This is a genomic window from Amycolatopsis sp. MJM2582 (assembly GCF_000754115.1).
GTDB lineage: Bacteria > Actinomycetota > Actinomycetes > Mycobacteriales > Pseudonocardiaceae > Amycolatopsis > Amycolatopsis japonica.
In genome coordinates this window covers 58,910-85,624 of record NZ_JPLW01000001.1, presented here as the reverse complement: position 1 = coordinate 85,624, position 26,715 = coordinate 58,910, and the positions used below count along the sequence as shown (strand labels likewise).

Below are 26,715 nucleotides of genomic sequence, written 5' to 3'. Positions count from 1 at the left end.
GCGAAAGGTCCATTTCCAGGTCGGATCAGGTGGCCACTTCGGAGCGTTCGTCTTCGGCCAGCATCTCCGCGACACTCTTGCGCCGCTGCGGCCGCTCCGTCGTCAGCGCGCCACCCGGCTTCAGTTCGCGGACGGTGAAGTACAGCCACCCCATCAACGCCATCGCACCGAACGCGATCCACTGCAGGGCGTAGGAGAAGAACGGTCCCGCGTCGGTCTGCGGCAGAGGCAGCGCGCCCAGGACGCCGGGCTGGTTCACGTCGAGCTGGAAGTAGCCCGGACGGATGTCGAGCTTCGCGGCCCGCGCGACGACCTGCGAATCGACAACGTAGCTCTGAAGCTTCCCGCCGGTCGACTCGTCGGCGAACGCGTCGCGGTTCTTCCCGTCCTTCTCGTCGTGGCGTGCGCGCGTGACGATGTCGACCGTGCCTGCCGGAGGCGGGGCGAAGGGGAGCGCGCGCGATTTGTCGTCGAGCCGGACGTACCCGCGGTCGACCAGCACAATCGTGCCTTCGACGGTCCGGAACGGTGTCAGGACCTCGAAGGCCGCTTCGCCCTGTACGGAGCGCAGACGGGCCACGACCTCGCCCTCGGGCAGGTACGTGCCCTTCAACGCGACCAGGTGCCATTCGGTGCGCTGATCAGGCACGGCGCCGTTGGGGAGCAGCTCCTCCAGTGAGCGCGGCTGACCGGAGAACGACTCCCGCAGCGCCGCGTTCTGGTGCTCGCGTTCGGTGTCGCGGGAGAACTGCCACGGCGCCAGCAGGGTGAAGCAAGTGATGGCGAAGGTGAACACCACCAACGTCAATGCCAGCCACCCGGGCTTCAGCAGGAACTTCAACCGCACCCCACCACGGTAAGCGGTCGGCCTCAGGCGTGTGCGCGCACCCAGTCGAGCAGGCCCGGGACGGCCCGCTCGATCATGCCGAGGACGTCCTCGAAACCGTCGTCCTCGCCGTAGTACGGGTCCGGGACCTCGGCGCCCTCGGGTGCGGACGGATCGAACTCACGCAGCAGGCGGACCTTCGCCGGGTCCGACACCTTGCGCCGGAGGAACGACAGATGTCCCTCGTCCGCCGCGAGCAGCAGGTCGGCGGCCAGATGTCCGCGGTCGACCTCGGCCGCGACGTGGCCGGTCGGGTAGCCGTGTTCGGCGAGCTTCGCGCGGGCCCGCTTGTCCGCGGCCTCGCCCACGTGCCAGCCGCCGGTGCCCGCGCTGGACACCTGCACGAGATGATCGAGACCCGCCTCCTCGGCCTTCGCGCGGAAGACGAGCTCGGCCATCGGGGAACGGCAGATGTTGCCGGAACAGACGAAGACGATGTGCAGCACCTGATCAGTGTGAAGGCCGACGGAGATCGACCGCTCACCGGCTCCGAACGGCTACCGGGCGCGCGAAGCTGGAAAGCCGGGACGAAGCGGGAGTAGACCTCCTGGAGAGAAACACGCAGGAAGGTCGCGTATGAGCGCACCAACACCCAGCGTCGAGTCGCCGGCAACCGGGCTCCGCTGGTACCGCATCACCGTCAAGCTTCCGCACCCCTACGAGGTCGGGCGGATCCTGTCGGAGCACCACTTCGTCCAGGCGAGATCGCCGAAAGAGGCGATGACCAGGATGCCGTTGCACCTCCGGTCGAGCGCGTCCGTCTCGCCGTACGAGGTCGTCCGACCCGATGTCCCCGATCAGGCGACGAAGGCCTATCGCGCGGTGCTGTGGACGGGGCGCGTGATGCGTGCGGCCGGCCGTTGGGCGATCAACAAGGACGCGAAGGCCCTGGACTGAGCCGGGGTGGCAGCAAAGGTCCCTTGCTCTCTTTTCGCAGGTCAGGAGCGGGAACAGGCCGACCGCACGGCCTCCGCAAGTGCCCCCGAGTGCAGCCGGTCCAGCCCGCGCCGCGCGTCGGCCAGCCGCACCGTGACCGCGAGCCGCACATCGCACGACCGCCGCGTCCGCGTGTCCCGGGTCTCCGCGAGTTCGGTGAGCAGCCCCGCGTTGAGCCGGTCGATCACCGGCCGCACCTCGGTCCCCAGATCGGGGCGCCCGGGCGGCCGCGTGCCGGGGTGCTCGGTCCACCGCGCGTACAGACCGCGCTGCACGACCTTGTTCGCCTCGATCTGGTCGCGGAAGAACCGCACCACGCCTGCCGGGTCGAGGCCGAGGCCGGGCGCCTTCGCGGCCATCGAGTCGAGGATCTGCCGCTCGCGCACCGGGTCGTCGATCGGCGACGGCGTGCCGAATTTCGCGGCCGCGACCTTGTCGGCGATCTGGACGCGCTGAGCGGCCAGGTCGGTCAGTTCCCAGAGGCCCGGAGACGCCGACGCCGGCGCGGGTAACGCCACGAGAAGCAGCGAAGTGGCACAGAGCACCCGAAGTCGCATGCCCGGAAACGCTACATGCGAAAATCCCCGGGTGCCCGCGCTAGTCGAAGTCATCGCCGCCCTGGAGCAGGCGTATCCGCCCGAACTCGCCGAATCGTGGGACGCCGTCGGCCTCGTCTGCGGCGACCCGGCCGAGCACGTGGACAAGGTCCTGTTCTGTGTGGACCCGGTCGACGAGACCGTCGACGAGGCGATCGCCGGGGGCGCGCAGCTGATCGTCGCGCACCATCCGCTGCTGCTGCGCGGAGTCCACGGCGTACCGGCGGACAGCACGAAGGGGCGCCTCGTGCACCGCCTGATCCGGGCCGGCGTCGCCCTCTACTGCGCGCACACCAACGCCGATTCCGCGTCCCCCGGCGTCTCCGACGCGCTCGCCGACGCCATCGGCCTGACCGTCCTCGGCCCGCTCGACCCCCGCGAAGACGGCGTCACCGGCATCGGCCGCATCGGTGAATTGCCCGCGCCCGAACCGTTCTCCGCCTTCGTCGAACGCGTCGCGAACGCCTTGCCCCGCACGGAGCCCGGCGTCTACGGCGCGGGCGACCCGGATCGCCCGATCCGCCGCGTGGCCGTGTCCGGCGGTTCCGGCGACAGCTATCTCAAGCGCGCCACCGCCGCCGGGGTCGACGCGTACGTCACCGCCGATCTCCGCCATCATCCCGCCGGCGAGCACCTCGCCGACATCGCGGAAGTCCCCGCCCTGGTCGGCGTCACCCACTGGGCGAGCGAGTGGCCGTGGTGCGAGCAAGCCTCGGGCGTCGTCCGCGCCGCGTTTGCGGGTAACGTCGACGTTCACGTCTCCACGCGGTGCACCGACCCGTGGACGCTACGGGCCACCCGAACCGAGCACTAAGAACTCCAAGGAGCACCGTGAAGGCCGACCCCGCCGTCCAGCGCCAGCTGCTCGAACTCGCGAAGGTGGACGCCGAACTCGCGCGTACCGCCCACCGCCGTCGCACCCTGCCGGAGATCGCCGAGATCGACGCGGGCGAGAAGACGGTGCGCGAACGACGTGACGCGCTGGTCTCGGTCCAGACGGCGGCGTCCGACCTCGACCGCGAGATCGCCCGCCAGGAGAAGGAGATCGAGTCGGTGCGCGCTCGCGGAGACCGCGACCGCAAACTCCTCGAATCCGGTTCCGTCGCGGCGAAGCAGATGACCGACATCGAGCACGAGCTGAACAGCCTCAGCCGACGTCAGTCCGCGCTCGAGGACGACCTGCTCGAACTGATGGAACGCCGCGAGGCCCTCGAACTCGACGCCCAGCGCACCAGCGCCGAGGTCGCGAAGGCCGAGGGCGAGGTCGCCGAAGCCATCGGGCGCCGCGACGAGCACTTCACCGACCTCGACACCACGAAGGCACGCCGCGACGAAGACCGCGCCAAGCTCCTGCCGCGCTTCCCGGAAGACCTGCTGAAGCTCTACGAGCGGGTCCGCGCGCACAAGGGCATCGGCGCGGCGCTGCTGCGGGCCCGCCGCTGCGGCGCCTGCCAGCTCGACATCGACCGCCGCGAGATCGCCGAGATCAAGGCGGCCCCGGAGGACAACGTCATCCAGTGCGAGAACTGCGGCGCCATCCTGGTGCGCACACTGGAGTCCGGCCTGTGACCGACCACGTGCTCGTCGAGGCCGACGGAGGTTCGCGGGGCAATCCGGGGCCCGCCGGGTACGGCGCGGTCGTCAAGGACGCGGCCACCGGCGAGGTGCTCGCCGAGCGCAAGGCCTACGTCGGCATCGCGACCAACAACGTCGCCGAGTACGGCGGCCTGATCGCCGGGCTCGCCGCGGCCGCCGAGCTCGGAGCGTCCACAGTGGACGTCCGGATGGACTCGAAGCTCGTGGTGGAGCAGATGTCCGGGCGCTGGAAGGTCAAGCACCCGTCGATGCAGCCGCTGAACGCCGAAGCCAAGGAGCTGGCGGCGCGGTTCTCGCGCGTGCGCTACGAGTGGATCCCGCGCGCGGAGAACTCCCACGCGGACGGCCTCGCGAACGAAGCGATGGACGCGGGGAAACAGGCGGAAGCGCCGAAGAAGACCGTGAAGCAGGACAGGGTCAGCCCCGTCGGCTGGACCGGTGCGACCGGGACCCCGACCAAACTGCTCCTCGTACGGCACGGCCAGACGGCGATGTCGGTCGAGAAGCGGTACTCCGGCCGCGGCGACGTGCCCCTCACCGAGCACGGCAAGCAGCAGGCGGCCGCCGCCGCGAAACGCCTCGGCGCGATGGAGGGCCTGGTCGTCGACGGCGAGGCGGCGCCGATCATCGCCTCACCGCTGATCCGCACCCAGCAGACCGCGCAGGCGATCGCCGACGCGCTCGGCGGCCGGGTCGAGACCCACCCCGGGCTGATCGAGACCGACTTCGGCGAGTGGGAGGGTCTCACCTTCAAAGAGGCGATGGACCGCGATCCCGAATTCCAGACCAGCTGGCTTTCCGACACCTCGATCGCGGCGCCGGGCGGGGAGAGCTTCGACGGCGTGCACCGGCGGGTCCGCAAGGCGCGCGACGAGCTGATCGCGAAGTACGGCGGCCGGACGCTGGTGCTGGTCAGCCATGTCACGCCGATCAAGGCACTCCTGCGGATGGGCCTGGACGCCGGGCCGTCGCTGCTGTTCCGCCTGCACCTGGACCTGGCCTCGCTGTCGATCGTCGAGTTCTACCCGGACGGCAACGCCTCGGTCCGGTTGGTGAACGACATTTCGCACCTCTCCTAGCCGGGAGAATGTGGCGCGGATCACGCCTGGATATGACGTGTCGCGGGCGGTCGATGGGGTATTGGCTACAGTTTCGGCGACGGCACGTGAGCGAAAAGGCAAAGACGGGGACATGACGGCGAGCGCACTCAGCGAAGCTTCCGAACAAGGCGTGCCCGATCCGGCGGAGACGCCGGCCCGTCGTGGCCTGGCCGCCCGTGTCGCGCCGTACCTGGCGGTCCTCGCCGGAGTGGCGGCGCTGGCCTGGCACGCCACCCTCTACGGCCACTGGATCGTCGACGACGCGGCCATCACCTTCTCCTACGCGCGCAGCTTCACCGACGGCCTCGGCCCGGTGCTGCAGCCGGGGCAGCCGTCGGTCGAGGGCTGGTCGAACTCGACGTGGCTGGTGATGCTGGCGCTCGGCAAGCTCGTCGGCATCTTCGACAGCGGCATGCTGTTCGGCCTTCCCGACTACGTGCTGTTCCCGAAGCTGCTGGGACTCCTGTTCACCGCCGGGACGCTGGCCGCGTGCCACATCGCGGCGAAGCAGATCTTCGCGCGCTTCGCCTGGCTGGCGACGTTGGTCGTCGGGCTGACGCTGGCCGCGATCCCGTCGTTCGTCATCTGGACGATCTCCGGGCTGGAGAACTCGCTGTTCGGGATGGCCGTCGCCTGGCTCGCGGTGCTGCTGTTCGTGGCCGTGCGCAAGGACACCCTGCTCACCGCGAAGGTCGCCGTCTGGTCCGGGGTGCTGGTCGCGTTCGCCGCGCTGACCCGTCCCGAAGGCCTGATCTACGGCGGGGCGTACCCGCTCGTCGTCCTGTTCCAGCTGCGGAAGCCGCTGCTGGGGCAGAGCATCAAGTTCGTCGTGGTGTCGGTGGTCGCGTTCGCGATCCCGTTCGGGGCGTATCTCGCCTGGCGGATCACGGAGTTCGGCAGGTTGCTGGCGAACCCGTCCATCGCCAAGGGGCAGGGGCTGCCCGGCCTTTCGGCGCTGAAGCAGCCGTTCGAGCTGGTCGGTTACGCCGGTGTGGCCGGCACGATCCTGCTGGCGCTGACCATCGGGTACGCGCTGGTCCGCGCGGAATGGCGGCGCGCGCTGATCGCGCTGCTGGTCCCGTTGGCGCTGGGCATCATCGCCTACGGCGTGATGGTCCCGGACTGGATGGGCCAGCACCGGTTCGCGACGCCGATCTGGATCCTCTCGGTGCTGGCGGGAACGCTGGCCGCCGGTGAACTCCTGCGCCGTTCGCGGGCGGCGCTGCGGACCGTCGTGGTGCTCGTGCTGGTCGCGGCCGCGATCCCGTCCGGGATGGGGTTCGCGTCGGCGTCGAAGAAGTTCCAAGAGGTCCCGACGGTGCCCGCGTGCCTCATCGCCGACCGCTTCGGCCGCGGCTTCAACACCATGGCCGACATCCTGGGCCTCCAGCAGGCGTCGCTGCTGCTGCCGGACCTCGGCGGCTCGTCGATGACCAGCCGCCTGCACCTGGTCGACATGGCCGGGCTGGTCGAGGCGGACGTCGCGGACTTCCTCAAGAAGGGCGACCTGCCGGGGCTGCGCGACTACGTGTTCGACAAGGTCAAGCCGACCTTCATCCACTCGTGGGGCCCGTGGGCCGCGGGCAACGGCATCACCGTCGACCCGCGGATCGACCGCGACTACGAGCCGATCTTCGTGTACCCGGGCAGCGGGCCGCGCAACGGCGACTTCGTGCGCAAGGACGCCGTCTCGAGCCCCGAGAAGCTGAAGGCCGTCCGGGACTACGCCGCGAAGACCATGCCGGACGTGGAGAAGGCGCGCTTCGGCGGGCCGCTCAAGGACTGCGGCCCGACCATGCACCCGGGCCAGACCGTCTACCTCCCGTAACCCGACCGCATTTCGTCCTCTTAATGCGATACGACCGCATTCAGAGGACTAAACGCGGTCGAGGGCGGCCTCCTTCTCCCGGATCACGGGCAGCACGTGCTTCCCGAAGTGCTCGACGTCCTCCAGGTAGTGCAGGAAGCCGAGCAGCAGCAGGTTCGCCCCGCGCTTCTTGTACTCGATGGCCCGGTCCGCGATCTGCTCCGGCGTGCCGATGAGCCCGGTGCGGAAGCCGTCGTTGTACTGCACCAGATCCTTGAACTCCGAGTCGGCCCACATCCCCTTCTTGTCCGATGTGGAGCTTCCCGCCTGCTTGACCGCACCGCGGAAACCTTCGACGGCCTCGGTGTTGGCCTTCTCGACGATCTCGCGCAGCACGGCCTTCGCCTCGCTCTCGGTCTCCCGCGCGATCACGAAACCGTTGAGCCCGAACCGAACGGCGTGGTCGTTCTGGGCCGCGTAGCCGCGGACCTCCTCGACCTGCTCGCTGAACCCGTCGAAATCCTTGCCGTTGCTGAAGTACCAGTCGGAGACCCGGCCCGCGAGCTTCCTCGCCGCGGTGGAGTTGCCGCCCTGGAAGATCTCCGGATGCGGCCGCCCGACCGGTTTGGGTTTGATGTCGAAATCGTGGATCCGATAGAAATCACCGGCGAATTCGGCGTGGTCGCTCGTCCAGAGTTCCTTCAGCACGCGGATGAATTCTTCCGAACGACGGTACCGTTCGTCGTGTTCCAGCCACGGTTCGCCGAGGTTCGTGAATTCGTCCTTGAACCAGCCGCTGACCACGTTGACCGCCGCGCGCCCGCCGGAGATCACGTCCGCGCTCGCGATGAACTTCGCGAGCACCCCGGGATGCCACAGCCCGGGATGGACGGCCGCGATCACCTTGAGCCGCTGCGTCGCGAGCAGCAGCGCGAGGCTGAACCCGGTCGATTCGTGCTGGTAGGCGGCACCGTAGCTGGCCGTGTAGCGGACCTGGCTCAGCGCGTACTCGAAGCCGCTGTTCTCCGCGAGGACGGCGAGATCCCGGTTGTACTCGTATCCCCAGTCGGTGCGCTGCTCGATGTCGCTGGTGACCAGACCGCCGCTCACATTGGGGACCCAATAGGCGAATTTGAGTGGTTCGGATTCGATTCCCGGCATGCCGCGGAGTGAACCCGCCGCCCCCGGAAACCGTCAATCGGTGTCCACGCGCTGAGACCGCCCGAGCGCGGAACCCAATTCGGTGCGTCCGGTGATGCCCAGTTTGCGGTAGGCCCCGGACAAATGCAGTTCGACGGTGCGGCGGGTCAGGTGCAGTGCTTCGGCGATCTCCCGGTTGGTGAGACCCTGTGACGCCATCAGCGCGACGCGGTATTCCTGTTTGGTGAGACCGTGTTCGTTGTCCTTCGCCGTCGCGAGGCTCGCCCGCGCGTCCCGCAACGCCTCCGCGGCCCGCCTCGCGAGCGGCCGCGCCCCGCAATGCTTGCTCGACTGCGCGGCCATCCGCAGCGTGCCGACCGCCTTTTCGGCCTGCCCGTGCCGGGTCTGCAGCACGCCGAGCTCGGTCAGCGCCTCGGCCAGCGCGAGTTTCGCGGTCGACCCGCCGAGGACGTCGACGGCCTTGGTGAGCAGGCGTTCGCCCTCTTCGTCCTCGCGGACGAGCCCGGCCGTGGTCAGCGCGCCGCCGAGGATCCTCGGCGCTCCCCAGCGTTCCGCGGCCTCGAGATCCTCCTCCGCGAGCCGGGCCGCCGCGTCGGTGCGACCGAGCGCCAGCGCGGTGCGAGCGGCGTGCGCCCGCCAAGGGGCGAAGCCGGGGAAACGCATGCCGTGGTGTTCGAGACGGCGCCCGCAGCCGAGCAGGTCTTCGTACCCGAGCTCCGGTTCACCGGTGGCCGCACGAAGTCTGCCTCGGGCGTAGAGCAGGTAGTTGTGCGTGAAAAGCGCTTGTGTGGCCCCGAAATCGATTCTGTCCAGCAGGGCTTTCGCGAGGTCGGGGCGGCCGAGGTCCACCGAGACCTCGATCAGTCTCGCCGCGCACAGCACCGCGATCGGGCAGCGGCCGGTGACCCCGCGCTCGTCGAACTGCCGCACCAGCGATTCGAAGTGGACACTCGCGCGCACCAGGTCTCCGCCCGCCTGCAGGGCGATGCCGCGGGCGAGGGTGGCGAGGGCGCCCTTCGGCACGTGGAAGTCCCACGGCAGGCGTTCGGTGTCGAGCACTTGGCAGAGCTTGTCGGTGAGCGCGGGTTCGTCGGCGAGCGCGGCCGTCGCGAGCGTGAAGAAATACGGCTGCTCGAACAGTTCGGGCTGTTCGCCGGACAACGCCTCTCCGAAATGCCGGACGGCGTTCGCCGAGGACTTGCCGCCGCGTACCGCGTCGAGCGCGAGGAGACCGGATCGGCTCTGTTGCGCGGCGGGATCGTTCAGCGGCGCCCATTGCCGTTCGAAGTCGCGGAAGTCCGGCGGTGGCCCGAGTCTGCTGCCCGCTTCGGCGAGATAGGTCATGCAGAGCAATGGCCAGACGGCGTCGGGTCCGCCCGCGTCGAGCCGTGCGGCGAACTGGCCCGCGGAGTTGATCGCCAGCCGCGCGTCCGGGCCGCAGCACAGCGAAAGGATCATGGCCGTCGCGACGAAGGCCGCGGTTTCCCGGTCGTCGATATGGTCGATGGCCTCGCGCACCCTGGCCGGCGCCGAATCCCGGTCGCAGTGGAATTCCGCGTGCGCGAGCTGGAGCAGGATCGCCATCCGCTTGCGCTCGCTCAGACGTTCTTCCAGCGCGCGTGAAAGGAACCGGACGGACAGCTCCGGGTCGCCCTCGACCACCGAATGCCGGGCGGCCAGCCGCAGAACGTCGACCGCCCAGGGGATCCTGATCGCGGTCGCCTCCAGGAGATGGACGCCGACCCGCTCCGGCGCGGCACCCGCGTCGTGCAGGAGCCGCGCCGCCCGCGACTGGGTGACCGCCCTGGTGGTGAGCGGCATGTCGGCGAGCACCGAGTTGCGGACGAACCGGTAGGTCAGCGACGGCCGGTGGCTGTTGGTCAGCAGGTGCACGCGCACCATCGTGTCGATGGCCTCCAGCGCGGTGCTCTCGTCGACCCCGGCGAGTTGTGCCAGCAGGTCGAAACTCGCGTCCTCGCCGAGGATCGCGACGGCTTCGAGCACCTTCGGCGCGGCGGTGTACTGGTGCACGCGGACCCGCAGCACCTCGCCGATCATCGCCGACCCCGCGGTGGCCGGATCCATCCCCGGGACCAGGCGGCGGCGCAGCGCGCCGAGCAGGAACGGGTTGCCGCCGGTGACCTCGCGGCATTCCTCGGCGAACCGTCCGACGGAGACTTGGAGGAACTCGGCGACGTGCCGCGTCCCGAGCCCGCGCAGCAGGATGGTCGCCGGGGTGCAGCCGGACATCTCCAGCAGGGCGACCTCGCCGGTCTGCAGATGTCCGATCAACGAGGTCAGCACGACCACCACCGGCAACTGCTCGACCCGGTGCCGGATGTAGGCGAGACAGCGCATCGACCACGGGTCGGCGAGGTGGATGTTGTCGATGCCGAGGAAGACCGGCCCTTGCTCGGCGGCGTGCCGGACGATGTGGAAGAAGGCGTCGAGCGCCTCCGTCTGCTCCCGTTCGGTCCGGGGAGGGTGATCCGGCAGGATTTCGGCCGCGTGCGGCGTGCGCGGCCGCGGCGACCCGGGTTCGGGGGGCGCGTGGGTGAGTCCTTCGACCAGCTGACGGCAGACACCGCCGCTCAGGTGGGTTTCCAGCCGGGACGCGGTGGCGATCGCGACGGTGAACCCGGCCGCTTCGGCGAGCTCGCCGGCCGCGGTGAGCATCGAGGACTTGCCCATCCCGAACTCGCCGACCACCACCGCGCTGACGGCGCGGCCCCGCAGGGCGGCGCGGAGCAGTCCGGTGATCGTGTCGAGTTCGCCGTCTCGACCCAGTAACCCGGCGGCGCGGCGCTTCGGTACCGAAGGCCCGCCGAAGGGACTCTCGGGATTTACTTCGGTATGCACCGTAGAGACCTTCGTGTCGGCTTGCGGCAGACTACTCGCATGTAAGCGGTAACGGGAGTGATCGCTGGTCGTCGAGGGGAGCAGGAGCCGGGATGTCCGCATCCGACGAGATCCGCCGGGACGATCGTTGCGACGACATCAAGGCCGCGACGACGCACGCCAGGAAGACCACGACGAGGTTCGCCGTGATCATCGACAGCCGGCCGCGACATCGCGTGGTGACGGGGGACAGGTAGCGCAGATCGGCCTTCGCCAGCGCGTGTTCCACCGACGCGAATTCCGCGACCTGCCGTCCGCATCGCGCGCAGCCCTTCAAATGCTTCTCGAAGGCGTGCGCCTCGGCGCGGTCCAGCACGCCGAGTACGTACGCCGCCACATCGGTGTGTTTCACCTTTCGCTTCCTCATCGGGACCCCAGTTCTCCTAACGACCGTCGCAATGTCTTCATGGCCGCGTACAGCCGTGATTTGACCGTTCCCTCCGGGATCCCCAATATCACCGCCGCCTCCCGGACCGTATGCCCGGTCAGATACGTCTCGTAGATGACGGCCTGGTATTTGCCGTCCAGATAACGCAGTGCTTCGGAAATGACGAGTGCGGACAGTGACTGTTCGGTCCGGTCCGCTATTTCGGCGTTTTCGGAACTGTCCAGCTCGACCTCCTGTGGCCGGGCGCGCCGGTTTCGCCAGCCGTCGATCACGATCCGCTTGGCGACCGTGAGCAGCCAGCCGCGCAACATTCCCGGCTCGCGGTTCAACGTGTCCGAATGCTGCCAGGCGCGGATCAGTGTTTCCTGGACGACGTCTTCCGTCCATTGTTGATCATGGCCCGTCAGGTACATCACCTGCCCGAACAGTGTGTCCCGGAAATCCTTGTACAGCACCGAAATGAACTCATCTGGAACCTCGCCCGGCCGATGGTCGCCATCGAACCGGCATCCTCTGCCCACTGCTTCCATAAGATTCGCTACCTCCCCGGCGGTGGAGGATTTCACGGGTTCGTACACCGTAGCGCAGACTATCGCCGTGAGCCATGTGCAGTAGTGGTTCGTTTACATTTAGTCGGCCGGTACGTATCGCGGCGATAAACGGTTCTAAATGTGTTGTGTGATGCACATCACACTGGCCTGCTTCGGCTAGATCGAACCGGCCGCTCCGGTTCGCCGTACTCCCAGTGAGGCACTTCGAGGACGGGGACGGGTGAAATGATCTATCGGCTGTTCGGACTGGTGATCGCCTGCTTGGTGATATGGGCGGGAACGCCCATCCAAGCGTTCGCGGAAATCGACGCCCATGATCGTGAACTGCTCGTCCGCGTGCGCCAGGCGGGTTTGTGGGAAGGGCCGATCAGCCGTCAGGCGGAACAGCGCGGGAGCGGGCAGCGGGTACGGGAGGTCGGCCGGAAACTCGCCGACGACCACGACCGGCTCGACGCCCAGGTCCGCGCGCTCGCTTCGAAGGTCCGCGTCGAACTCCCCGCCGAGCCCACCGCGGAACAGCGTTCCTGGATCGACGAGATCACCGGGGCCGCCGGCGCCGACTTCGACCGCCTCTACGTCAATCGCGCCCGCGCCGCACACGGGAGCGTCTTCGGTCTCGCCTCCCAGGTGCGGGCCGCCACCCGTGACGACGCGATGCGGTCCTTCGCGCAGACCGCCGTCGACACCGTCATGCGGCATATGACCCTGCTCGAAAGCACCGGCATCGCCGAAACCACCTCGCTGATGGTCGCTCCCGGCGGCGGTGACGAACTCGACGGCGGCGACCTCGCGCTCGGCGTGCTCATGGCGGGGATCGCCGGGGGCGCGACCTTCGGGCTCGTCCGGGTGCTCGGGGCATCGGGCAGGCGCGGATGAACGCCGCGCTCCTGGCCGTCATCCCGGCACCGTCACCCCACGACAGCGGGGTGCGGGACATCGCCGCCCTGTCGGCCCGGTTCGCCTACGTGACCATGTGCCTGACGCTGGTGTGGGGCGTGCTGAGCGCCACCGGCTGGATCAGGCGCGTCACCGGTCACGAGGCGTTGCGCGGAGGTCACGTCGTGCTCGCGGTGTTCAGTCTCGCCACCGGTGTCGTCCATGGACTGTCCTATCTGTTCCTCGACGACGAGTCGTTCGGCGTCCTGGCGCTGCTGATCCCGTTCGCCGGTGGCGGGTTCGCGCGGCACGCGGCCGGTGTCGTCGGGCTGGAACTGTTCATCGCCGTCTCGGTCACCGCGGCGGTGCGCCGTGGCGCGGCCGATCCACGGGGGCAGCGTTTCCATCAGGCCGGCTACTTCGCGGTCGGCCTGCTCGCGATCCACTCCTGGCTGGGCGCGTCCGCGAACGGGAACCTCGCGACGGTCTGGCTCGGCGGGATCACCGTGCTCACCCCGGCCGTCGTGCTCACCGTGCTGCGGGTGCTCCCGCCGCGGGTGCTGGTCCTGCTGGGACTGCTCGAAGGCGGCACCGGCCGGGCCGAGCCGGTCCGGATCTCCGTCGACGACCAGAAATGCCACCGCTACGCCATCTGTCAGGCCGAAGCGCCGCAGGTCTTCCAATTGCAGGGCGACGGGCAGCTGCGCTACCTCCGGAAACCCGGCGCCAAACAGGTGCCGCTCGTGCAAGCCGCGGCCAGAGCCTGTCCGATGCGGGCGATCCGATTACAGGGGGCGCGACGATGAGCGAACGGATCGTCGTGGTCGGCGGCGGGCTGGCCGGGCTGCGCTGTGCGGAACGGTTGCGGGAACTGCGGTTCGACGGCGAACTGGTGATCGTCGGCAACGAGCCGGAGCCGCCGTATCACCGGCCGGCGTTGTCGAAGCAACTGCTGACCGGCGCCACCGGCCCGGCGGAGATGCTGCTCGCCCGGCCCGACGAGATCGACGCCGAATGGCGATTCAACACCCCGGCGACGCATCTGCAGCCGGGCCGCCAGGTCGTCCATCTGCCCGGTGCCGAGGAACTGCCCTACGACGGGCTCGTCATCGCCAGCGGCGTCGAACCGCGAAGGCTTTCCGGTGTGCCGCACGGACATCCGCGGGTGGTCGTGGTCCGGACCCTGGCCGACGCCGCGGAACTGCGCGACAACCTGGCCGCCGACCACGGCCCGGTCGCGGTGCTGGGCAGCGGGTTCATCGGCTGCGAGGTCGCCGCCAGCCTGCGCGAGATCGGCCGGGAGGTCACCGTCATCGGCCGGTCGGCGCATCTGCTCGGCGAGGTCGTCGGCAAGCACATCGGGCAGAAGCTCTCGGCGCTGCACCGCTCGCGCGGGGTGCGGCTGGCGCTGGGCGCGTCCATCGACAACTGGCAGACCACGCCGAACGGATTGCGGCTGCGGTCGTCCGACGGCTGGATCCTGGACGTCTCGTGCGTCGTGGTGGCCGTCGGCACGGTGCCGTCGATCTCGTGGCTGCGCGGCGCGAAACTGCCGCTCGACGACGGCGTCGTCTGCTCGCCGACCTGTCACGTGCTGGGGATGGACAACATCGTCGCCGCCGGAGACGTCGCGCAATGGCCGAACCTGCGTTTCGACGAGACGCCGCGGCGGGTCGAGCACTGGCTCAACGCCGTCGAGATGGGCCGTGCGGCCGCGGAGAACCTCCTCGCCGGGCCGCAGGCTTCGCGGCCTTTCGCGCCGGTGCCGCGGTTCTGGTCCGAACAGCACGGCATGCGCATCCAGGCGGGCGGAATCCCGAAGCTCGGCACCGACACCGTCGCGCTCGCTTCACCCGTCGGTGGCGAACGGCCCGTCACCGGTTTCGTCCGCAAGGGACGGCTCGTCGGCGTCGTCGGCCTCGACAGCCCGTCCGCCGTCCTGCACTGGACCAACGAGATCGCGGCACAGAACCCCGTCAGCCACCCGGGAGAAACGGAGACGCCTGATGCGCCGATCGCGGTTGACCATGCTCGTCGTCATCGCGGCGCTCGTCGTGGGCGCCGCGATGTGGTGGCAGGCGGCTGAACCCGCGTCGCGGACGGCTCAGGCTCCGGTGACGGAATCGCTCCCCAGCCCGCGGGTGTCGCAGCCCGTCACTTCACGCGCCAGTACTCCGACGGACCCTCCGCCCGGCACGCGGCTCACCGCCGTCTACATGACACGGATGGGGCAAGCCGTCCTCGACGAGACCGGCGCCGTGCTGTTCCGCTACGAACGCGACAACCCGCACAAGGCCCGTTCGACCTGCCTCGGGGACTGCGCCGCGGTGTGGACCCCCGTCACGACGACCGGCACGCCCCTGGTGACCGGCATCGATCCGGCACTGGTCGACACCATCAAGCGTCCCGAAGGCGCCAAGCAGGTGACCTTGGCCGGCTGGCCGCTCTACAAGTTCGCCAACGCGCGGCCCGGCGAATGGACCGGGCAGGGCACCGACCACGTGTGGTTCGTGGTCGAACCCGACGGACGGCGCAACCTGAACTGCCTGCCGGCACCCGTGCAGTAGGATTCGCCGACGGACGAGTCGGCGGGGCGGCCGCGAGCCGGGAGACCGGTTCGAGGAAAGTCCGGACTCCACAGGGCAGGGTGGTTGTTAACGGCAACCCGGGGCGACCCGCGGGACAGTGCCACAGAAAACAGACCGCCTTCGCTCGCTTCGCGGGCGGAGGTAAGGGTGAAACGGTGGTGTAAGAGACCACCAGCGTCCTGGGTGACCAGGACGGCTAGGTAAACCCCACCCGGAGCAAGGCCAAGAGGGAGCCGCGAGGCTCCTGCGCAGGCGATCGAGGGCTGCCCGCCCGAGCCTGCGGGTAGGCCGCTCGAGCCCGTCGGCGACGGCGGGCCTAGATGGATGGCCGCCACCCGCTCAGCCGCAAGGCGGGGCGGGGACAGGATCCGGCTTACACGCCGGCTCGTCCGTACTACTTCTCGAGGGCGCCGGTTCGGCGCTGGAGCCGGTTGCCCCCAATGTGGCATTGGGGACGCTGGGTGTCCCCAATGCCACATTGGGGACAGTGGGTGAGTTCCGGTGTTCAGTTGAGGCGCGTGGGTGTGTCCTTAAGGGTCCCTTTGGGACGTTGAAGGTCTTCAAGGGACCCTTTGGGACATGAGGGGGCACCGAGCGAGCTACTTCGGCGCGTCCGGCCGTCCGGTCCAGCGAATCGTGTCCGGGAACTCGAAACGCTCCCGCAGATACCGCTCCTCGGTGCGTCCGTGCAGCGTGAACGCGAAACTCGACCCGTCCGGCCAGGTCAGGACGCGTTTGCGGAAGTCGATCGCGGGCGCCTGCGGTTTCCTGGCCTGCCAGAGGATCTCCGGCGGCGGCGCGTCGGCCGGATCCCGGTAGGTCGAGCCGGTGTCCACCACCGCGATCGCGGACGGCGAGCACACCAGCCAGGGCCCGCTCGCCTTCCGGACCCGATCGGCGGGCTCGAGCGCCATCGCGTTCGCCGGGCCCTTCACGCGGATCTCCCGCTGGAACGGGTGACCGCCCTTGCCACCGCCGCTGCCCGCACCGTTCAGCAGCGCGAAGACGTAGACGAACGCGCCGCCGATACCGCGGAACACGTTCCAGAAGAACCGCCGGACGAGCCGCTTCCCCTTGACCGTGCCGTCCAGTCGCCTGCCGGGCACGTCGAAACCCAGATCGGTGTCGCCGAGCCGCAGCACGATGACCGGCTCACGCCACTGGGCGGCCATCAGTTCCTCGACCCGTTCACGGAAGCCAGGCCGGACAAGGGCCTTCTCCGCCTTGTCCTCCATGCGCTCCTGGTGCGCGAAGATCTTCTCCGCCGCCCGCTGCCGGGAGTCGCTCAGATGTCGAGGTTCCCCCGCGTCTCCTCCGGGCTCTTGTCCCCGCCGATCTCGCTCTTGTTGAACCACGGCTCGTTCTCCCCCTCCGGCATGACGGCTTCCTTGCCCTCGGTGTACGCGGCCTTCCCGGCGCCGATGCCGCCCTTGACGGCCGCGCCGGAGACCAGCGGGCGCACGCCGACCGAGGTGCCGAACATCGTGGTGAGCACCCGGTTGCTCGGCGTGAGCGCGACCCCGGCGGTGTTCTCCAGGACGTTCAGCGAGAACTTCGACTCACCGGCGTAGGTGCCGATCCGGAACTTCCTCGTCATGTCCACGACCTTGGTCGCGTACTTCGCGAGGTACTCGATGAAGGTGTCGAGCAGCTTGCCGAACTTGCCGAGGTACTTGGTCACCTTCTGCAGCACGCTGGCGGCCTTGGCGATGGACGCGGTCATCGCGGCGGCGACCGAGCTGCCGAAGCTGATCACCGACGCGGCCAGCGCGGGCAGCCAGATGGTGATCAGCCAGGAGATCAGCTCGGTGATGATGCCCTTGATCAGCTCCTCGATGACCACCATGACCATCGACCACATCTGCAGCACCTCGGCCACCGATCCGGCGGCCGAACCGACGCCGCGGATCCCGGCGGAGAAGTCGCCCAGTGCTTCCTTCGCGGCCTTGCCCGCGTCGTCCACCCACTCGGCGAGCGCCGCGTCACCGGTCTTCTCGAAGTCGTCGGCGAGGGCGACGAATCCGTTCGCGAGCGCCACGAAGTTCTCCGACGCGTGCCCGATGGCCGGGCCGTCGCCGGTGACCTGGTGCAACGCGTCCTGCAGCGGCTGGACCAGCTCGAGCAGCATGTTCAGCCCGTGGCTGACCAGCCAGCCGATCGGGTCCATCGCGAAGGTGACCATGTCGGTCGCGGCGGCGCCGACGAACGCGGCCCCGTCCCCGACCAGCGCGGCACCCGCGGACGCCAGTTCGGCCGGGTTGTCCGCCTGGGCCGCCTGCTGGGCGTGCGAGGCGATCGACTTGCCCGACTTGTAGATCGTGCCCGCCACCGGCACGTGCCCCATCGCGCGATCGAGGTTCGCGCTCATGCTCTCGTCGTACGCCTGGACGTCGACGCCGTCGGCGATGCTCGACTTCTCCTCGGTCATGACCCCTACTTTCCGAGCGTTTCGTCGATGGTCGCCTCGTGCTTGCCGAACTCGACCTTTCCGGCTTCTTCGATGCCCCGGTACATCTCGGAGGCCTTGTTCAGCTTGGAGATGAACCCGTCCACGCCGTCCTTCATGTCGTTCATCAGCGAACGGAGTTCGCCGAGCCGATCGGTGTAGCCCTGCTTGGCCCAGATCCCGACGATGCCCCACGCCTCGTCGGTCACGTCGGCGGCGTCGATCTTGGCGCCGAACTTCTCCGCTTCCTGCTCGTAATAGGGGAGTTGCTGGGCATACGCGGCGATCGCCGCGATATTCGTCTCGATTCCCTTTGACATCGTGGGAGTCCCTCGGTCGGTTCGGTCAGCTGCGGCGCAGGAAGGAGCCGTCGTCGAAGTAGTCGTCGTCGTCCCGCGGGGCGGGGCGGCGCGCCGGGCGGGATGGCTGCTGCGGTTGCTGCTGCTGTGACGCGGGTTCTTCCTCGACGGTTCCGAACGCCTCGGCCTGTGCCTCGCGAACCTGCTGCGACGTGTTGACGCCGAACGCCTCGCCGAACGTCTCGTCCACGATCCCGGCCTGCTGCTGGGCGGCGCCGGCGACGGCCTTGCGCAGGGTGCTCATGATCACCGAGGACAGGTGACCCGCTTCGAGGCGCATGGCGCCCGCGCTGAGCCGGAGGTCGGTGACGGTTCCGCCCGCCCCGGCGACGACCGTGACCTCGCCGGACGGGGACGTCACGGAGGTCTCGACCTGCGCGATCCGCTCCTGCATGTCGCCGACTTCGGCGAAGCGCGCCTCGGCCTGGCGCACCTTGGCCTGGAAGTTCTCGAATTGGGCGATCAGTTGTTCCATCTGGGCGGACATCGTCGCTCCCCGTGCGCTGTGGTGATCCGGCTTCAGGAGTATGACGTAGCCGAGCCGGTTCGGTTCCCGCGTCGTCGCGGGGGTGGTAGCAAAGGTCCCTTGCTCCCTCGGCGCGAGGACTGTGTGGATTTCGGGTCACCCAACGCAACAAAATCCACACGGTCACCACACCCCCGCCCCAAGTGGTAGCAAAGGTCCCTTGCTCCCTCGGCGGCGAGACCTGCGCCGGATACCTACCTGCCGGTAGGGTGCCCCCATGGGTGAAGCGAGTCGGGTCACGGGACGTTTCCGCGGGACGTTCGATGTACTGCATTCCCTTACCTACTTCGCCCCCGAGACGGAAGAGGCGCTCACGGGTGCCGGTCTCCGTCCGGGGCGCATGACGTACTTCGCGGGCCGCGCGGCGCCGATGGGCGCGGTCGGGCCCGGCGTGGTCGCGGCGACGTTCTACAACTTCAATCCCGAACTGGTCGCCCGCCACATCCCGCGCGCGTGGACGCTGGCCACGCCCGAAAAGATCATCGAAGCCCGGTTCGAAGCCGTCGACGCGGCGCTGACCCGGCTCCTCGGCAAAGAGACCCTCGGCTCCGAAGCGGTCGCCGAGGCGGCCGAACTCGCCCGCGAGGCGACCGGCGGCTGCCAGCCGGACGGCCGTCCGCTCTACGCCGGGCACGCCGGCCTCGAGTGGCCCAGCGAGCCGCATCTCGTCCTCTGGCACGCCATCACCCTGTTGCGCGAGCACCGCGGGGACGGCCACATCGCAGCGCTCGTCGCCAACGGGGTCGACGGGCTCGCCGCTCTCGTCTCGCACACCGCCACCGGCAAGGGGTTCCTGCCAGAGGCGGCCAAGGCCTCCCGCGGCTGGAGCGACGAGCAGTGGGACGCCGCGGCGGCCAAGCTTCGCGAGCAGGGCGTCCTTGACGACCAAGGCGGCCTGACGGAGGCAGGGAACGATCTTCGCGAGCGGCTCGAAGTCGCCACGAACGCGGCTTCGGCGGGGCCTTGGGAGCATCTCGGCGAAGAGAAGACGAAGCGGCTTCACGAGCTGTGCGGGCCTTTGAGCCGCCAGGCGGTCGAAGCCGGCGCTTTTCCCGCGAATGTGTTCTCGACGGGCCGATAATCACGCTATGTAGTGAAAAAGGCCGTCCCGATTTCGCTTTGGGTAACGGAAGCGTGACTTTCGCTTGATCGGCGTTCGCGTTTTTTGTCGAATGCGTGTTCACCCAGCGGACTCGTGAGAAGCCACCGAACGAGTCATGTCACACTGGTCGAGGCCGGATTCTCCCCGGCCGACCCGTACTCACAGTGAGCAAGATGCCTCGCAAGCGAGTGAGGCCGTTCGCACACTGCGAAATACGGGTGGCCGGGGTTAATCCAGACGACCCTTGCAACGATGATGGAGACCGAGGATGGTCGTGGTGCTGTGCCTCGCTCTGTGAACTGTAGACAAAACGACATCTACAGAGCGCGCTTTGACCACTACGCCTCGTGACGCCATGATGTTCGAAGCACCACCGAGCCAGAACCGCGCGAACCCCCTCTCCGCGCACCGGGAGTAATGCGATGATGACCTTGACCACCCTCGACACGCTGGCCGCCGGCGAGCTCGGCACCGGCAACGTCCGTACCTGGCTGATCGACAACATCATCCCCCTGGTGCTGCTGGCCGTCGCGCTCCTCCTGTTGTGGCTGGGCGGTGGCAAAGGGGACAACGCGGGTGTCATGCGCCGACTCGCCGGTGTCGTGATCGCGCTGGCGATCATCGGCCTCGCCGTGAGTGGCGCCGGAGTCAACGTGGGCCAGTGGATCGCCGGCCTCTTCACAGGCTGAGGGCTCGCGTTGCGTATCCGCACCGATGACGAGGTCTACCGGGTCGATGCCGTATGGCTCGGCCCGCCGAAAGCGACTTTTCCCTGGAGAGCCCGCTACGTGGCGTGGCTCGTCGGTATCCCGGTCTTCCTGCTCGTGCTCACCGTCGAACGGTGGGCGGGCTGGAGCTTTGGGTTCTTCTCGACCGCCTGGGCCTTCGTCGCCACAATTGTGATCACCAGATTGATCACGGCCAAGATCAGCCACGAGCGTCCGCTGGGCGCCGTGGCCGCGATGGCGGCGAAAGAGCTCAACACACCGAGAGAACGGACCACGGGCACGGGTGGCGCGGCCAGCGCGTCCCGCGTCCGGGTACGGGCGAACCGCCCGCTACCGAAGCACCGCAGGAGACGGCAGTACCAGCACCACGGCTACGGCGGCGGCGCCGGAGCTCAGGGAACACCACGAGCGCGTCGGAGCCGCCCCGCGGCTCGGGCCGGGAGGTAGTCGTTGTTCGGTCGCGGCGGAAGCCGAGGAAAACGTGATCGAGACCTGCAGCAAGGGGCCTGGAACCCGCCCCAGCAGGTCCGCTCCGCGCAGCCCAAGAAGGCCGGCAAGGGGAGGCGGTTGCCCGGAGAGGCGGCGATACCCTCGTATACCCCGTCGATCGCGGCGCGAAGCATCGACGGGCACCTGTTACGCACCGGTTATGAGGTGTACGCCTGGTACCGGCTCGCGCCGCAGCGCTGGTCGTTCCGGTCGGACTCGCAGCGCCGCGACCTGATCGCGGCCATCGCCGGGCAGTACGCTGAGCTCCAGGGCCGCTGGCTGCACCTGCGCGTGACCAACCGGCCGTACCCGATCCGCATGTGGGCCGAGGCCCACGTGCACAACGCCGTCGGCCGTCCCCAGGACGTCCAGGGCGCGTTGTCCTTCGACGACTATCTCATCGGCGAGCAGCAGCAGCTGATGGGCCGCTCGATGGCCGAAAAAGAGGTCTATCTCGGCGTCCAGGTGCAGACCCGGCGGATGATCGACCGCGCGGTCGAGAGCGCCGCCCCGGTGCTGCGCAAGATCCTGCCGGAGGCCGTCGACGCCGAACTGGCCGCGCTCGACTCCGAGGTCGAGCATCTCGACCAGGTGATCGGTTCCGCCGGGCTCGAAGGTCGTCCGGTGCACGCCGAGGAGATGTCCTGGCTGATGCACCGCTCGTGCTCGCTGGGCCTGCCCGCGCCGCGCAACATGCCCGCGGTCCCGGGCGCCGCCTGGGAGCCCGAGGATCTCGCCAGCTTCACCGACGCGGCGGATTTCCACGCCGAGCCGTACGCGCCGACGGTCACCGTCCGCGGCCGCACCGGGTCGAACGCCGGCGTCTCGCGGCATCTCGCGGTCCTCACCGTCGGCCAGATGCACGGCCTGCAGATCCCCGAGGTCGACGACCCCTGGATCCAGCACGCGGACCGGCTGCCCGCCGCGGTCGAGGTGTCGGCGCGGATCTACGTCCGGCGTCCCGAAGAGGTCGCGGGCGAGCTGCAGCGCCAGATGAACAAGGTGCGTTCGCAGGTCAAGCACTACACCGACGAGCACGAACTGGAGCCGCCGCAGTCGCTGGCGCGCCAGGCGGGCCGGGTGCTGGAGATCGACGACGAGATGACGTCGGGCTTCACCGCGCTGGCCACCCGCGTGCGTTCGTGGTGGCGGCTGGCGGTGTCCGGGCCGACCGAGCGCGACGCGCTGCGCCTGGCTCAGCAGCTTCTCGACCTCTACAAGCCGAAGATCGCCGTCGAGCATCCCGAGGCGCAGTACGCGCTGGCCAGGGAGTTCATCCCCGGCGAGCCACTGGCCTCGGCGGCGTACATGCGCCGCGGTTCGGTCGTGTGGGCTTCCTCGGCGGTGCCGACGGCGACGGCCGAGGTGGGTGACCGCCGCGGCATCCTGCTCGGCGAGACCGTGACCGCGACCCGGCGCCCGGTGGCGTGGGACCCGTGGATGGCGCAGGAGATCCGCGACGGTTCGGGGCTGACGGCGATGGTCGCCGGCCTCGGTGGCGGCAAGTCGTTCCTCGGTGGCGGCATCGTCTACAAGACGCTCCGCGCGGGCGCGCACTGGACGATCCTCGACCCGTCGGGTCCGTTGTCGCGGCTGTGCGACCTGCCCGAGCTGCGGCCGTACGCGCGGCCCATCAACCTGCTCAACGCGCAGCCCGGCATCCTCAACCCGTACCGGGTGGTCGCCGAGCCGCAGATCGAGCACTTCATGGACGAGGACGACCCCGAGCGCTCCTGGCGGCGGGAGAAGGCCCTCGCGGGCGCGACGCGCCGCCGTCTCGTGCTCGACGTCCTCACCGGTGTCCTGCCGTACGAGGTCTCGCGGATGGCGCAGACCCGGATCGTGCTGCTGCGCGCCGTCCGCGCGGTCGGCGGCCGGTTCGACGCCGACCCCGGCCAGGTCATCGACGCGTTGCGCCGGGACTCCAGCGAGCACCACGAGCACGCCGTCGTCGTCGCGGACTTCCTCGACGAGATGCGCGAGCGGATGGCGCTGCTCATCCCGGAGACCGACGCGGACCCGTACTCCGAGACCCGCGACGACCGGATGACCGTGCTGACCATGGCGGGGCTGACCCTGCCCAAGGACGGCGTCCCGCGCGAGTACTGGACGGACGCGGAATCTCTCGGCGTCGAGATGCTGAACCTCGCCGCGTGGCTGACGCAGCGGTCGGTCTACGAGAAGCCGAAGGAACTGCGCAAGGGCGTCTGGATCGACGAGGCGTTCTTCCTCTCCGAGGTCCCGACCGGGCGCGTGCTGATGAACCGCTTCGCCCGTGACTCGCGAAAGTGGAACGTCCGGGTGCTGCTGTCCTCGCAGATCCCCGCGGACTTCCTGAAGATCCAGGGTTTCGTGGCGCTGCTGGACTCGGTGTTCGTCGGCCGTCTCGACGACGACGACGCCCAGGCCGACGCGCTGCGCCTGCTGAAGGTCCCGGTCGGCGTCGGCTACGAACAGGTCGTCGCGGCGCTGGGCCGCCGTCCCGGTTCGCAACGCGATCTCCAGCGCGACGTCGAGCCCCGGCAGTTCATCTTCGGTGACGGCGCCGGCGGCGTGGAGCGGATCCGCGTCGACTTCTCCGGCCCGCACCTGGAACACCTGCGCCGGGTCATGGACACCACGCCGGGCTCGCCCGACGCCAAACCGTCGAAGCCGGGCAACGAGATCGCGGTCCCGGAGGAGAAGCAGTACGTCCCGACACCGCCCGAGGACGACTTCGAGCTCGAAGAAGACCTCGAGCTCGCGGCCGAACTCGAGGTCGGCCTCACCGATGAGCAGATGCTCGGCGCCCCGGACCCGTTGGCGGCCGAAACCGGAGAAGTGCAAGGCGCTGTCCAAAATGGACACAACGGGAACGGGAGTCAGGGCGAGCACGCGCGCGCCGGCAAGGGTGGCACCGGCAGGGACGCCGCATGAACACAGTGCTGACACTGGCGTTCGTGCTCGCGTTCGCCGCCGGCTGGCACGCGCTGCGCCGCCGCCTGAAAGAGGGGCCGCGGCCCGGCAAGACCAGACCGAGCCGCCGGGCGACGATGTTCGTCGTCGTGCTGATCCTGGGCCTGCAGGCCGTGGCGACCGCTCCGGCGGCGTCGGCCGCGGCCTGTGGTGAGGCACCGAACCCGGAACGCCCCGGCGCGGGCATGGTCGGCGCGCTCGACCCGCCCGCCACGGCCAAGGGCGAAGGCGGCAGCCCGTACAACGTCTACGGGTACGCGGGACACGTCTGGGACACCTTCGAAACCGACTGTGGCCCGCTCGCCGGGATCACCTCGCCCAACTCGACGATCGACACCTGGGCGGGCAACCAGCTGTTCAACATCGGCAAGAACATCGTCGGTGCCACGAACTCGCTGCACTACACGGTGTTGCAGGGCAGCCTGCTCAGCCCGCTGTACAACGCCGTCAAGGCCGGGGCCGAGAAGGTCTACAACAACATCTACGCCCAGCTGTTCGGCCTGGCCGCGCTGATCATGTCGATCATGTTGTTCCGCAACATCTGGCGCGGCGATCTCGCCGCGGTCAGCAAACGGGCGCTGTACGGGCTCGCCGCGGTCTGGCTGGCCGCGTCCTCCCTGGCGTTGTTGCGGTTCCTCGATCCGATCGACAACGCGATCGTGCAGACCACGACCAACATCCAGGCCGGATTCATCGACGAGGCCAAGACCCCGCCGCCCACCGAACCGTCGCCGCCCGCGGCGCAACCGTGCCAGGCGACCCCGGAGGCCGTCGCGGCGCGCCAGCCGTGGGACCGGGTCCCGACCGAACTGCATTGCCGGGTCGTCTACGACAACTGGCTCCGCGGGGAGTTCGGCAGCCCGGATTCGCCGCAGGCGATCCAGTACGGCCCGCCCCTGCTGGACGCGCGGGCCTTCACCTGGAGCCAGATCCAGCAGGGCGGCGACGCCGACGCCGCGCTGGTGGACTCCAAGAAGGCGGCCTTCAAGGACATCTCCACCAAACTCGGCCCCGCGACCGGGTACTTCACCGGTGAGGACGGCAGCCGCGTCGGCGCCGGATTCCTTTCGCTCGGCCAGGGGATCTTCTACTCGCTGTTCCAGCTGCTCGCCAAGGCGACGGTGCTGCTCGCGCAGGTCCTGATCCGGATCTTCGTGCTGACCGCTCCGCTGATCGGCCTGATCGCGTTGCTTCAGCCGCAGATCATGCAGCGCATCCTCAAGGTGGTCGGCGCGGTCGCCTTCAACCTGATGGTGCTCTCGGTGCTGGCGGGTGTGCACACGCTCCTGCTGGAGGCGATCTTCACGGCGGGGAACTCCTTGTCCCTGCTGACGAAGATGGCGCTGGCGGCCATCATCACCGTGCTGCTGTTCATGGTCGGGCGCCCCGTGCGGCGGCTGTGGCAGATGGTCGAGATGTCCGTCGGCATGGTCGGCGGCGCGATGCCTTCACCGCGCGGCGGGCTCTTCTCCCGCTTCCGCAAGAAGAACAACGAACCGACCCCGCAGGACGCGTTCTGGCAGAACGTCCGCGACACCGACGACGTCGTCGACGGAGACCTTCGCGGTCCCGTGGGGGCGACGGTCGGCGGCGGGCGGTTCCGGCCCGAGGCGACGATCTTCGCCAGCTCCCAGCGGCTCGACAACGGTTCCGGCGCCATCCGCCCCGCGGCGGCGTGGTCGGGAGCGCCGTGGCCGGGCGCGGTCGGTGGTGGCGGTGGCCTGCCCGCGCTGCCCGCCGGTGGTGGCGGAGGCGTCCCGGTGTTCGGCCAGTACAACCCGTCCGCGGGCAATCCGGGCGACTCGATGTTCACCTCGGGCGGGCGGAGCCCGATCCAGGTCCCGAGCCGCCGGGTCGACACCTCGCCGGTCGCCGACCGGCGCTGGAGCGACGAACCGGAGCCGGTCGTGGTGCCGTCGCGGATGAACTCCGCGGGCGGCGGCTACACCACCCCGGACTATTCGGGCGCCGTTCCGGTGCAGGCGGGGCCGTCGACGCCGCGGCCGCGTCGCGTCGACCCCGAGGTCGTCGCGGGCAAGCCGGTCTTCGTGCTGTACCGGCCGTCGCGCGGGCTGGAGGTCCGCGAGGAAGTCCGGGACACAGACCACGCCGTGGGTCGGTGACCCATGCCGATCCGGACCAACCGCGGCCGTACCGCGGTCTACCGCAGACTGTGGGGCTGGCCGCTGCGCTCGCCCCGGCACCTCATCGGCACGCTGGTGATCCTCGCGGTGGTGCTCACCGCGCTGGGCATCCTGCTGCCCAAGGCCATCGGAAAACCGGGACAGACGGCCAACGGGCCGGGTGCTTCGGCGACGACCACCTCGCGAACCGGCGTCGCGGCGCCGGTGACCGTGACGTCGACCTTGCCGCCGAGGCTCACCACCCAGCCGCCGCCGTCTTCCGCGCCACCTGACCAGGACGGGGTCCGGGTCGCCAAGGAGTGGGTGACGGCATGGGCGAATCATCCCGACGGCACGACGACCGAGCAGTGGCTGAACGGCTTGAAGCCGTACACCACCGAGGAGTACCTCGCCGGGGAAATGACCTCGGTGGATCCCGCGAACATCACCGCGACCAGGGTGACCGGGGAGCCGCAGGTCGCCTCCTCGGTGACCGGGTCGATGGAGGTCGACGTCCCGACGGACGGGCCCAAGGTCCGGGTCACCGTCGTCAAGACGAACCCGGGATGGCGGGTCACCAAGTACACCCAAGCGGGCTGACCCG

At 69.3% G+C, this 26,715-nt stretch carries 26 protein-coding genes and 1 other RNA gene; 16 read left to right on the top strand and 11 right to left on the bottom strand.

The window, feature by feature from the left end; genetic code table 11:
- Positions 1-25: 25 nt before the first annotated feature.
- Both ED92_RS00335 and ED92_RS00330 read right to left on the bottom strand, forming a co-directional pair.
- Positions 26-847 (bottom strand): SURF1 family protein, encoded by an 822-nt coding sequence (locus tag ED92_RS00335; protein ID WP_037331996.1) that lies wholly within the window; start codon positions 845-847, stop codon positions 26-28.
- Between the two features lie 23 nt (positions 848-870).
- Positions 871-1,332, bottom strand: coding sequence for a low molecular weight protein-tyrosine-phosphatase (locus tag ED92_RS00330; RefSeq protein ID WP_037331995.1), 462 nt, complete (start codon positions 1,330-1,332; stop codon positions 871-873).
- A 130-nt stretch (positions 1,333-1,462) separates the two neighbouring features.
- Between ED92_RS00330 and ED92_RS00325 the strand changes: the two genes are divergently transcribed.
- Positions 1,463-1,783, top strand: coding sequence for a hypothetical protein (locus ED92_RS00325; protein WP_037331993.1), 321 nt, complete (start codon positions 1,463-1,465; stop codon positions 1,781-1,783).
- Positions 1,784-1,824: 41 nt separating this feature from the next.
- Here the strand turns inward: ED92_RS00325 and ED92_RS00320 are convergent, their stop codons facing one another.
- Positions 1,825-2,379: a chorismate mutase gene (locus tag ED92_RS00320; protein ID WP_037331991.1), complete on the bottom strand. Its 555-nt coding sequence runs from the start codon at positions 2,377-2,379 to the stop codon at positions 1,825-1,827.
- Between the two features lie 31 nt (positions 2,380-2,410).
- Between ED92_RS00320 and ED92_RS00315 the strand changes: the two genes are divergently transcribed.
- From ED92_RS00315 to ED92_RS00300, 4 genes are all read left to right on the top strand, one after another.
- Positions 2,411-3,232 (top strand): Nif3-like dinuclear metal center hexameric protein, encoded by an 822-nt coding sequence (locus tag ED92_RS00315; protein WP_037331989.1) that lies wholly within the window; start codon positions 2,411-2,413, stop codon positions 3,230-3,232.
- A 17-nt stretch (positions 3,233-3,249) separates the two neighbouring features.
- On the top strand, positions 3,250-3,987 hold the full coding sequence (locus ED92_RS00310) for a zinc ribbon domain-containing protein (RefSeq protein ID WP_037331988.1): 738 nt from the start codon (positions 3,250-3,252) through the stop codon (positions 3,985-3,987).
- Positions 3,984-5,093, top strand: a complete 1,110-nt coding sequence (locus ED92_RS00305; RefSeq protein ID WP_174492060.1) for a bifunctional RNase H/acid phosphatase — start codon at positions 3,984-3,986, stop codon at positions 5,091-5,093. Before ED92_RS00310 ends, ED92_RS00305 begins: the two co-directional genes overlap by 4 nt.
- Positions 5,094-5,205: 112 nt before the next feature.
- Positions 5,206-6,942, top strand: coding sequence for a hypothetical protein (locus ED92_RS00300; protein WP_037331986.1), 1,737 nt, complete (start codon positions 5,206-5,208; stop codon positions 6,940-6,942).
- Positions 6,943-6,990: 48 nt separating this feature from the next.
- Here the strand turns inward: ED92_RS00300 and sfnG are convergent, their stop codons facing one another.
- From sfnG to ED92_RS00280, 4 genes are read right to left on the bottom strand one after another with little or no spacing between them, the layout of a single operon-like run.
- Positions 6,991-8,082 (bottom strand): dimethylsulfone monooxygenase SfnG, encoded by a 1,092-nt coding sequence (gene sfnG / locus ED92_RS00295; protein ID WP_037331985.1) that lies wholly within the window; start codon positions 8,080-8,082, stop codon positions 6,991-6,993.
- Positions 8,083-8,115: 33 nt separating this feature from the next.
- The gene (locus ED92_RS00290) at positions 8,116-10,941 is read right to left on the bottom strand and encodes an AAA family ATPase (RefSeq protein ID WP_037331983.1); all 2,826 of its coding nucleotides are present in this window, start codon (positions 10,939-10,941) and stop codon (positions 8,116-8,118) included.
- Positions 10,942-10,972: 31 nt separating this feature from the next.
- A complete protein-coding gene (locus tag ED92_RS00285; RefSeq protein WP_235213166.1) occupies positions 10,973-11,332 on the bottom strand; it encodes a zf-HC2 domain-containing protein in 360 nt (119 codons plus the stop codon).
- A gap of 11 nt (positions 11,333-11,343) precedes the next feature.
- The gene (locus ED92_RS00280; protein WP_037331979.1) at positions 11,344-11,898 is read right to left on the bottom strand and encodes a sigma-70 family RNA polymerase sigma factor; all 555 of its coding nucleotides are present in this window, start codon (positions 11,896-11,898) and stop codon (positions 11,344-11,346) included.
- 246 nt (positions 11,899-12,144) lie between these two features.
- Between ED92_RS00280 and ED92_RS00275 the strand changes: the two genes are divergently transcribed.
- The 5 genes from ED92_RS00275 (at position 12,145) to rnpB (ending at position 15,775) form a co-directional block, all read left to right on the top strand.
- Positions 12,145-12,795, top strand: a complete 651-nt coding sequence (locus ED92_RS00275) for a DUF4142 domain-containing protein (RefSeq protein WP_037331977.1) — start codon at positions 12,145-12,147, stop codon at positions 12,793-12,795.
- On the top strand, positions 12,792-13,601 hold the full coding sequence (locus ED92_RS00270; RefSeq protein ID WP_037331976.1) for a ferredoxin: 810 nt from the start codon (positions 12,792-12,794) through the stop codon (positions 13,599-13,601). Before ED92_RS00275 ends, ED92_RS00270 begins: the two co-directional genes overlap by 4 nt.
- Positions 13,598-14,881, top strand: a complete 1,284-nt coding sequence (locus tag ED92_RS00265; RefSeq protein WP_037331975.1) for an NAD(P)/FAD-dependent oxidoreductase — start codon at positions 13,598-13,600, stop codon at positions 14,879-14,881. Before ED92_RS00270 ends, ED92_RS00265 begins: the two co-directional genes overlap by 4 nt.
- Positions 14,802-15,362, top strand: coding sequence for a hypothetical protein (locus ED92_RS00260; RefSeq protein ID WP_228694698.1), 561 nt, complete (start codon positions 14,802-14,804; stop codon positions 15,360-15,362). The genes ED92_RS00265 and ED92_RS00260 overlap by 80 nt, the downstream gene beginning before the upstream one ends.
- A gap of 14 nt (positions 15,363-15,376) precedes the next feature.
- An RNA gene (gene rnpB, locus ED92_RS41290) (RNase P RNA component class A) lies at positions 15,377-15,775 on the top strand.
- Between the two features lie 207 nt (positions 15,776-15,982).
- On the opposite strand, the gene ED92_RS00255 is transcribed toward rnpB, so the two are convergent.
- Genes ED92_RS00255 through ED92_RS00240 form a run of 4 tightly spaced genes read right to left on the bottom strand, consistent with a single transcriptional unit; the run spans position 15,983 to position 18,675 of the window.
- On the bottom strand, positions 15,983-16,618 hold the full coding sequence (locus tag ED92_RS00255; protein ID WP_037331973.1) for a hypothetical protein: 636 nt from the start codon (positions 16,616-16,618) through the stop codon (positions 15,983-15,985).
- A gap of 50 nt (positions 16,619-16,668) precedes the next feature.
- Positions 16,669-17,811, bottom strand: a complete 1,143-nt coding sequence (locus tag ED92_RS00250; protein ID WP_037331972.1) for a hypothetical protein — start codon at positions 17,809-17,811, stop codon at positions 16,669-16,671.
- 5 nt (positions 17,812-17,816) lie between these two features.
- Positions 17,817-18,149 carry a hypothetical protein gene (locus ED92_RS00245; protein WP_037331971.1) on the bottom strand — a complete coding sequence of 111 codons (333 nt, stop codon included), beginning with the start codon at positions 18,147-18,149 and terminating at the stop codon, positions 17,817-17,819.
- Between the two features lie 25 nt (positions 18,150-18,174).
- Positions 18,175-18,675 (bottom strand): YbaB/EbfC family nucleoid-associated protein, encoded by a 501-nt coding sequence (locus ED92_RS00240; protein ID WP_037331969.1) that lies wholly within the window; start codon positions 18,673-18,675, stop codon positions 18,175-18,177.
- 256 nt (positions 18,676-18,931) lie between these two features.
- Between ED92_RS00240 and ED92_RS00235 the strand changes: the two genes are divergently transcribed.
- From ED92_RS00235 to ED92_RS00210, 6 genes are all read left to right on the top strand, one after another.
- Positions 18,932-19,795 (top strand): hypothetical protein, encoded by an 864-nt coding sequence (locus tag ED92_RS00235; RefSeq protein ID WP_037331968.1) that lies wholly within the window; start codon positions 18,932-18,934, stop codon positions 19,793-19,795.
- A gap of 443 nt (positions 19,796-20,238) precedes the next feature.
- Positions 20,239-20,505 carry a hypothetical protein gene (locus ED92_RS00230; RefSeq protein ID WP_005166545.1) on the top strand — a complete coding sequence of 89 codons (267 nt, stop codon included), beginning with the start codon at positions 20,239-20,241 and terminating at the stop codon, positions 20,503-20,505.
- A 9-nt stretch (positions 20,506-20,514) separates the two neighbouring features.
- Positions 20,515-20,991, top strand: a complete 477-nt coding sequence (locus ED92_RS41705; RefSeq protein WP_076153445.1) for a hypothetical protein — start codon at positions 20,515-20,517, stop codon at positions 20,989-20,991.
- Between the two features lie 3 nt (positions 20,992-20,994).
- On the top strand, positions 20,995-23,949 hold the full coding sequence (locus ED92_RS00220; RefSeq protein WP_037331966.1) for an ATP-binding protein: 2,955 nt from the start codon (positions 20,995-20,997) through the stop codon (positions 23,947-23,949).
- Positions 23,946-26,111 (top strand): hypothetical protein, encoded by a 2,166-nt coding sequence (locus ED92_RS00215; RefSeq protein ID WP_037331964.1) that lies wholly within the window; start codon positions 23,946-23,948, stop codon positions 26,109-26,111. The genes ED92_RS00220 and ED92_RS00215 overlap by 4 nt, the downstream gene beginning before the upstream one ends.
- Before the next feature lie 3 nt (positions 26,112-26,114).
- The gene (locus tag ED92_RS00210) at positions 26,115-26,711 is read left to right on the top strand and encodes a hypothetical protein (protein WP_037331963.1); all 597 of its coding nucleotides are present in this window, start codon (positions 26,115-26,117) and stop codon (positions 26,709-26,711) included.
- Positions 26,712-26,715 lie beyond the last annotated feature (4 nt).

What these genes read in the sequence shown, in the direction of transcription:
- ED92_RS00210 (WP_037331963.1), top strand. Translation starts at nt 26,115, where the DNA reads ATGCCGATCCGGACCAACCGCGGCCGTACCGCGGTCTACCGCAGACTG.
- ED92_RS00280 (WP_037331979.1), bottom strand. Translation starts at nt 11,898, where the DNA reads ATGGAAGCAGTGGGCAGAGGATGCCGGTTCGATGGCGACCATCGGCCG.
- ED92_RS00215 (WP_037331964.1), top strand. Translation starts at nt 23,946, where the DNA reads ATGAACACAGTGCTGACACTGGCGTTCGTGCTCGCGTTCGCCGCCGGC.
- ED92_RS00250 (WP_037331972.1), bottom strand. Translation starts at nt 17,811, where the DNA reads ATGACCGAGGAGAAGTCGAGCATCGCCGACGGCGTCGACGTCCAGGCG.
- ED92_RS00230 (WP_005166545.1), top strand. Translation starts at nt 20,239, where the DNA reads ATGATGACCTTGACCACCCTCGACACGCTGGCCGCCGGCGAGCTCGGC.
- ED92_RS00255 (WP_037331973.1), bottom strand. Translation starts at nt 16,618, where the DNA reads ATGGAGGACAAGGCGGAGAAGGCCCTTGTCCGGCCTGGCTTCCGTGAA.
- ED92_RS00235 (WP_037331968.1), top strand. Translation starts at nt 18,932, where the DNA reads ATGGGTGAAGCGAGTCGGGTCACGGGACGTTTCCGCGGGACGTTCGAT.
- ED92_RS00270 (WP_037331976.1), top strand. Translation starts at nt 12,792, where the DNA reads ATGAACGCCGCGCTCCTGGCCGTCATCCCGGCACCGTCACCCCACGAC.
- ED92_RS00320 (WP_037331991.1), bottom strand. Translation starts at nt 2,379, where the DNA reads ATGCGACTTCGGGTGCTCTGTGCCACTTCGCTGCTTCTCGTGGCGTTA.
- ED92_RS00240 (WP_037331969.1), bottom strand. Translation starts at nt 18,675, where the DNA reads ATGTCCGCCCAGATGGAACAACTGATCGCCCAATTCGAGAACTTCCAG.
- ED92_RS00300 (WP_037331986.1), top strand. Translation starts at nt 5,206, where the DNA reads ATGACGGCGAGCGCACTCAGCGAAGCTTCCGAACAAGGCGTGCCCGAT.
- ED92_RS00245 (WP_037331971.1), bottom strand. Translation starts at nt 18,149, where the DNA reads ATGTCAAAGGGAATCGAGACGAATATCGCGGCGATCGCCGCGTATGCC.
- ED92_RS00260 (WP_228694698.1), top strand. Translation starts at nt 14,802, where the DNA reads ATGCGCCGATCGCGGTTGACCATGCTCGTCGTCATCGCGGCGCTCGTC.
- sfnG (WP_037331985.1), bottom strand. Translation starts at nt 8,082, where the DNA reads ATGCCGGGAATCGAATCCGAACCACTCAAATTCGCCTATTGGGTCCCC.
- ED92_RS00265 (WP_037331975.1), top strand. Translation starts at nt 13,598, where the DNA reads ATGAGCGAACGGATCGTCGTGGTCGGCGGCGGGCTGGCCGGGCTGCGC.
- ED92_RS00325 (WP_037331993.1), top strand. Translation starts at nt 1,463, where the DNA reads ATGAGCGCACCAACACCCAGCGTCGAGTCGCCGGCAACCGGGCTCCGC.
- ED92_RS00275 (WP_037331977.1), top strand. Translation starts at nt 12,145, where the DNA reads ATGATCTATCGGCTGTTCGGACTGGTGATCGCCTGCTTGGTGATATGG.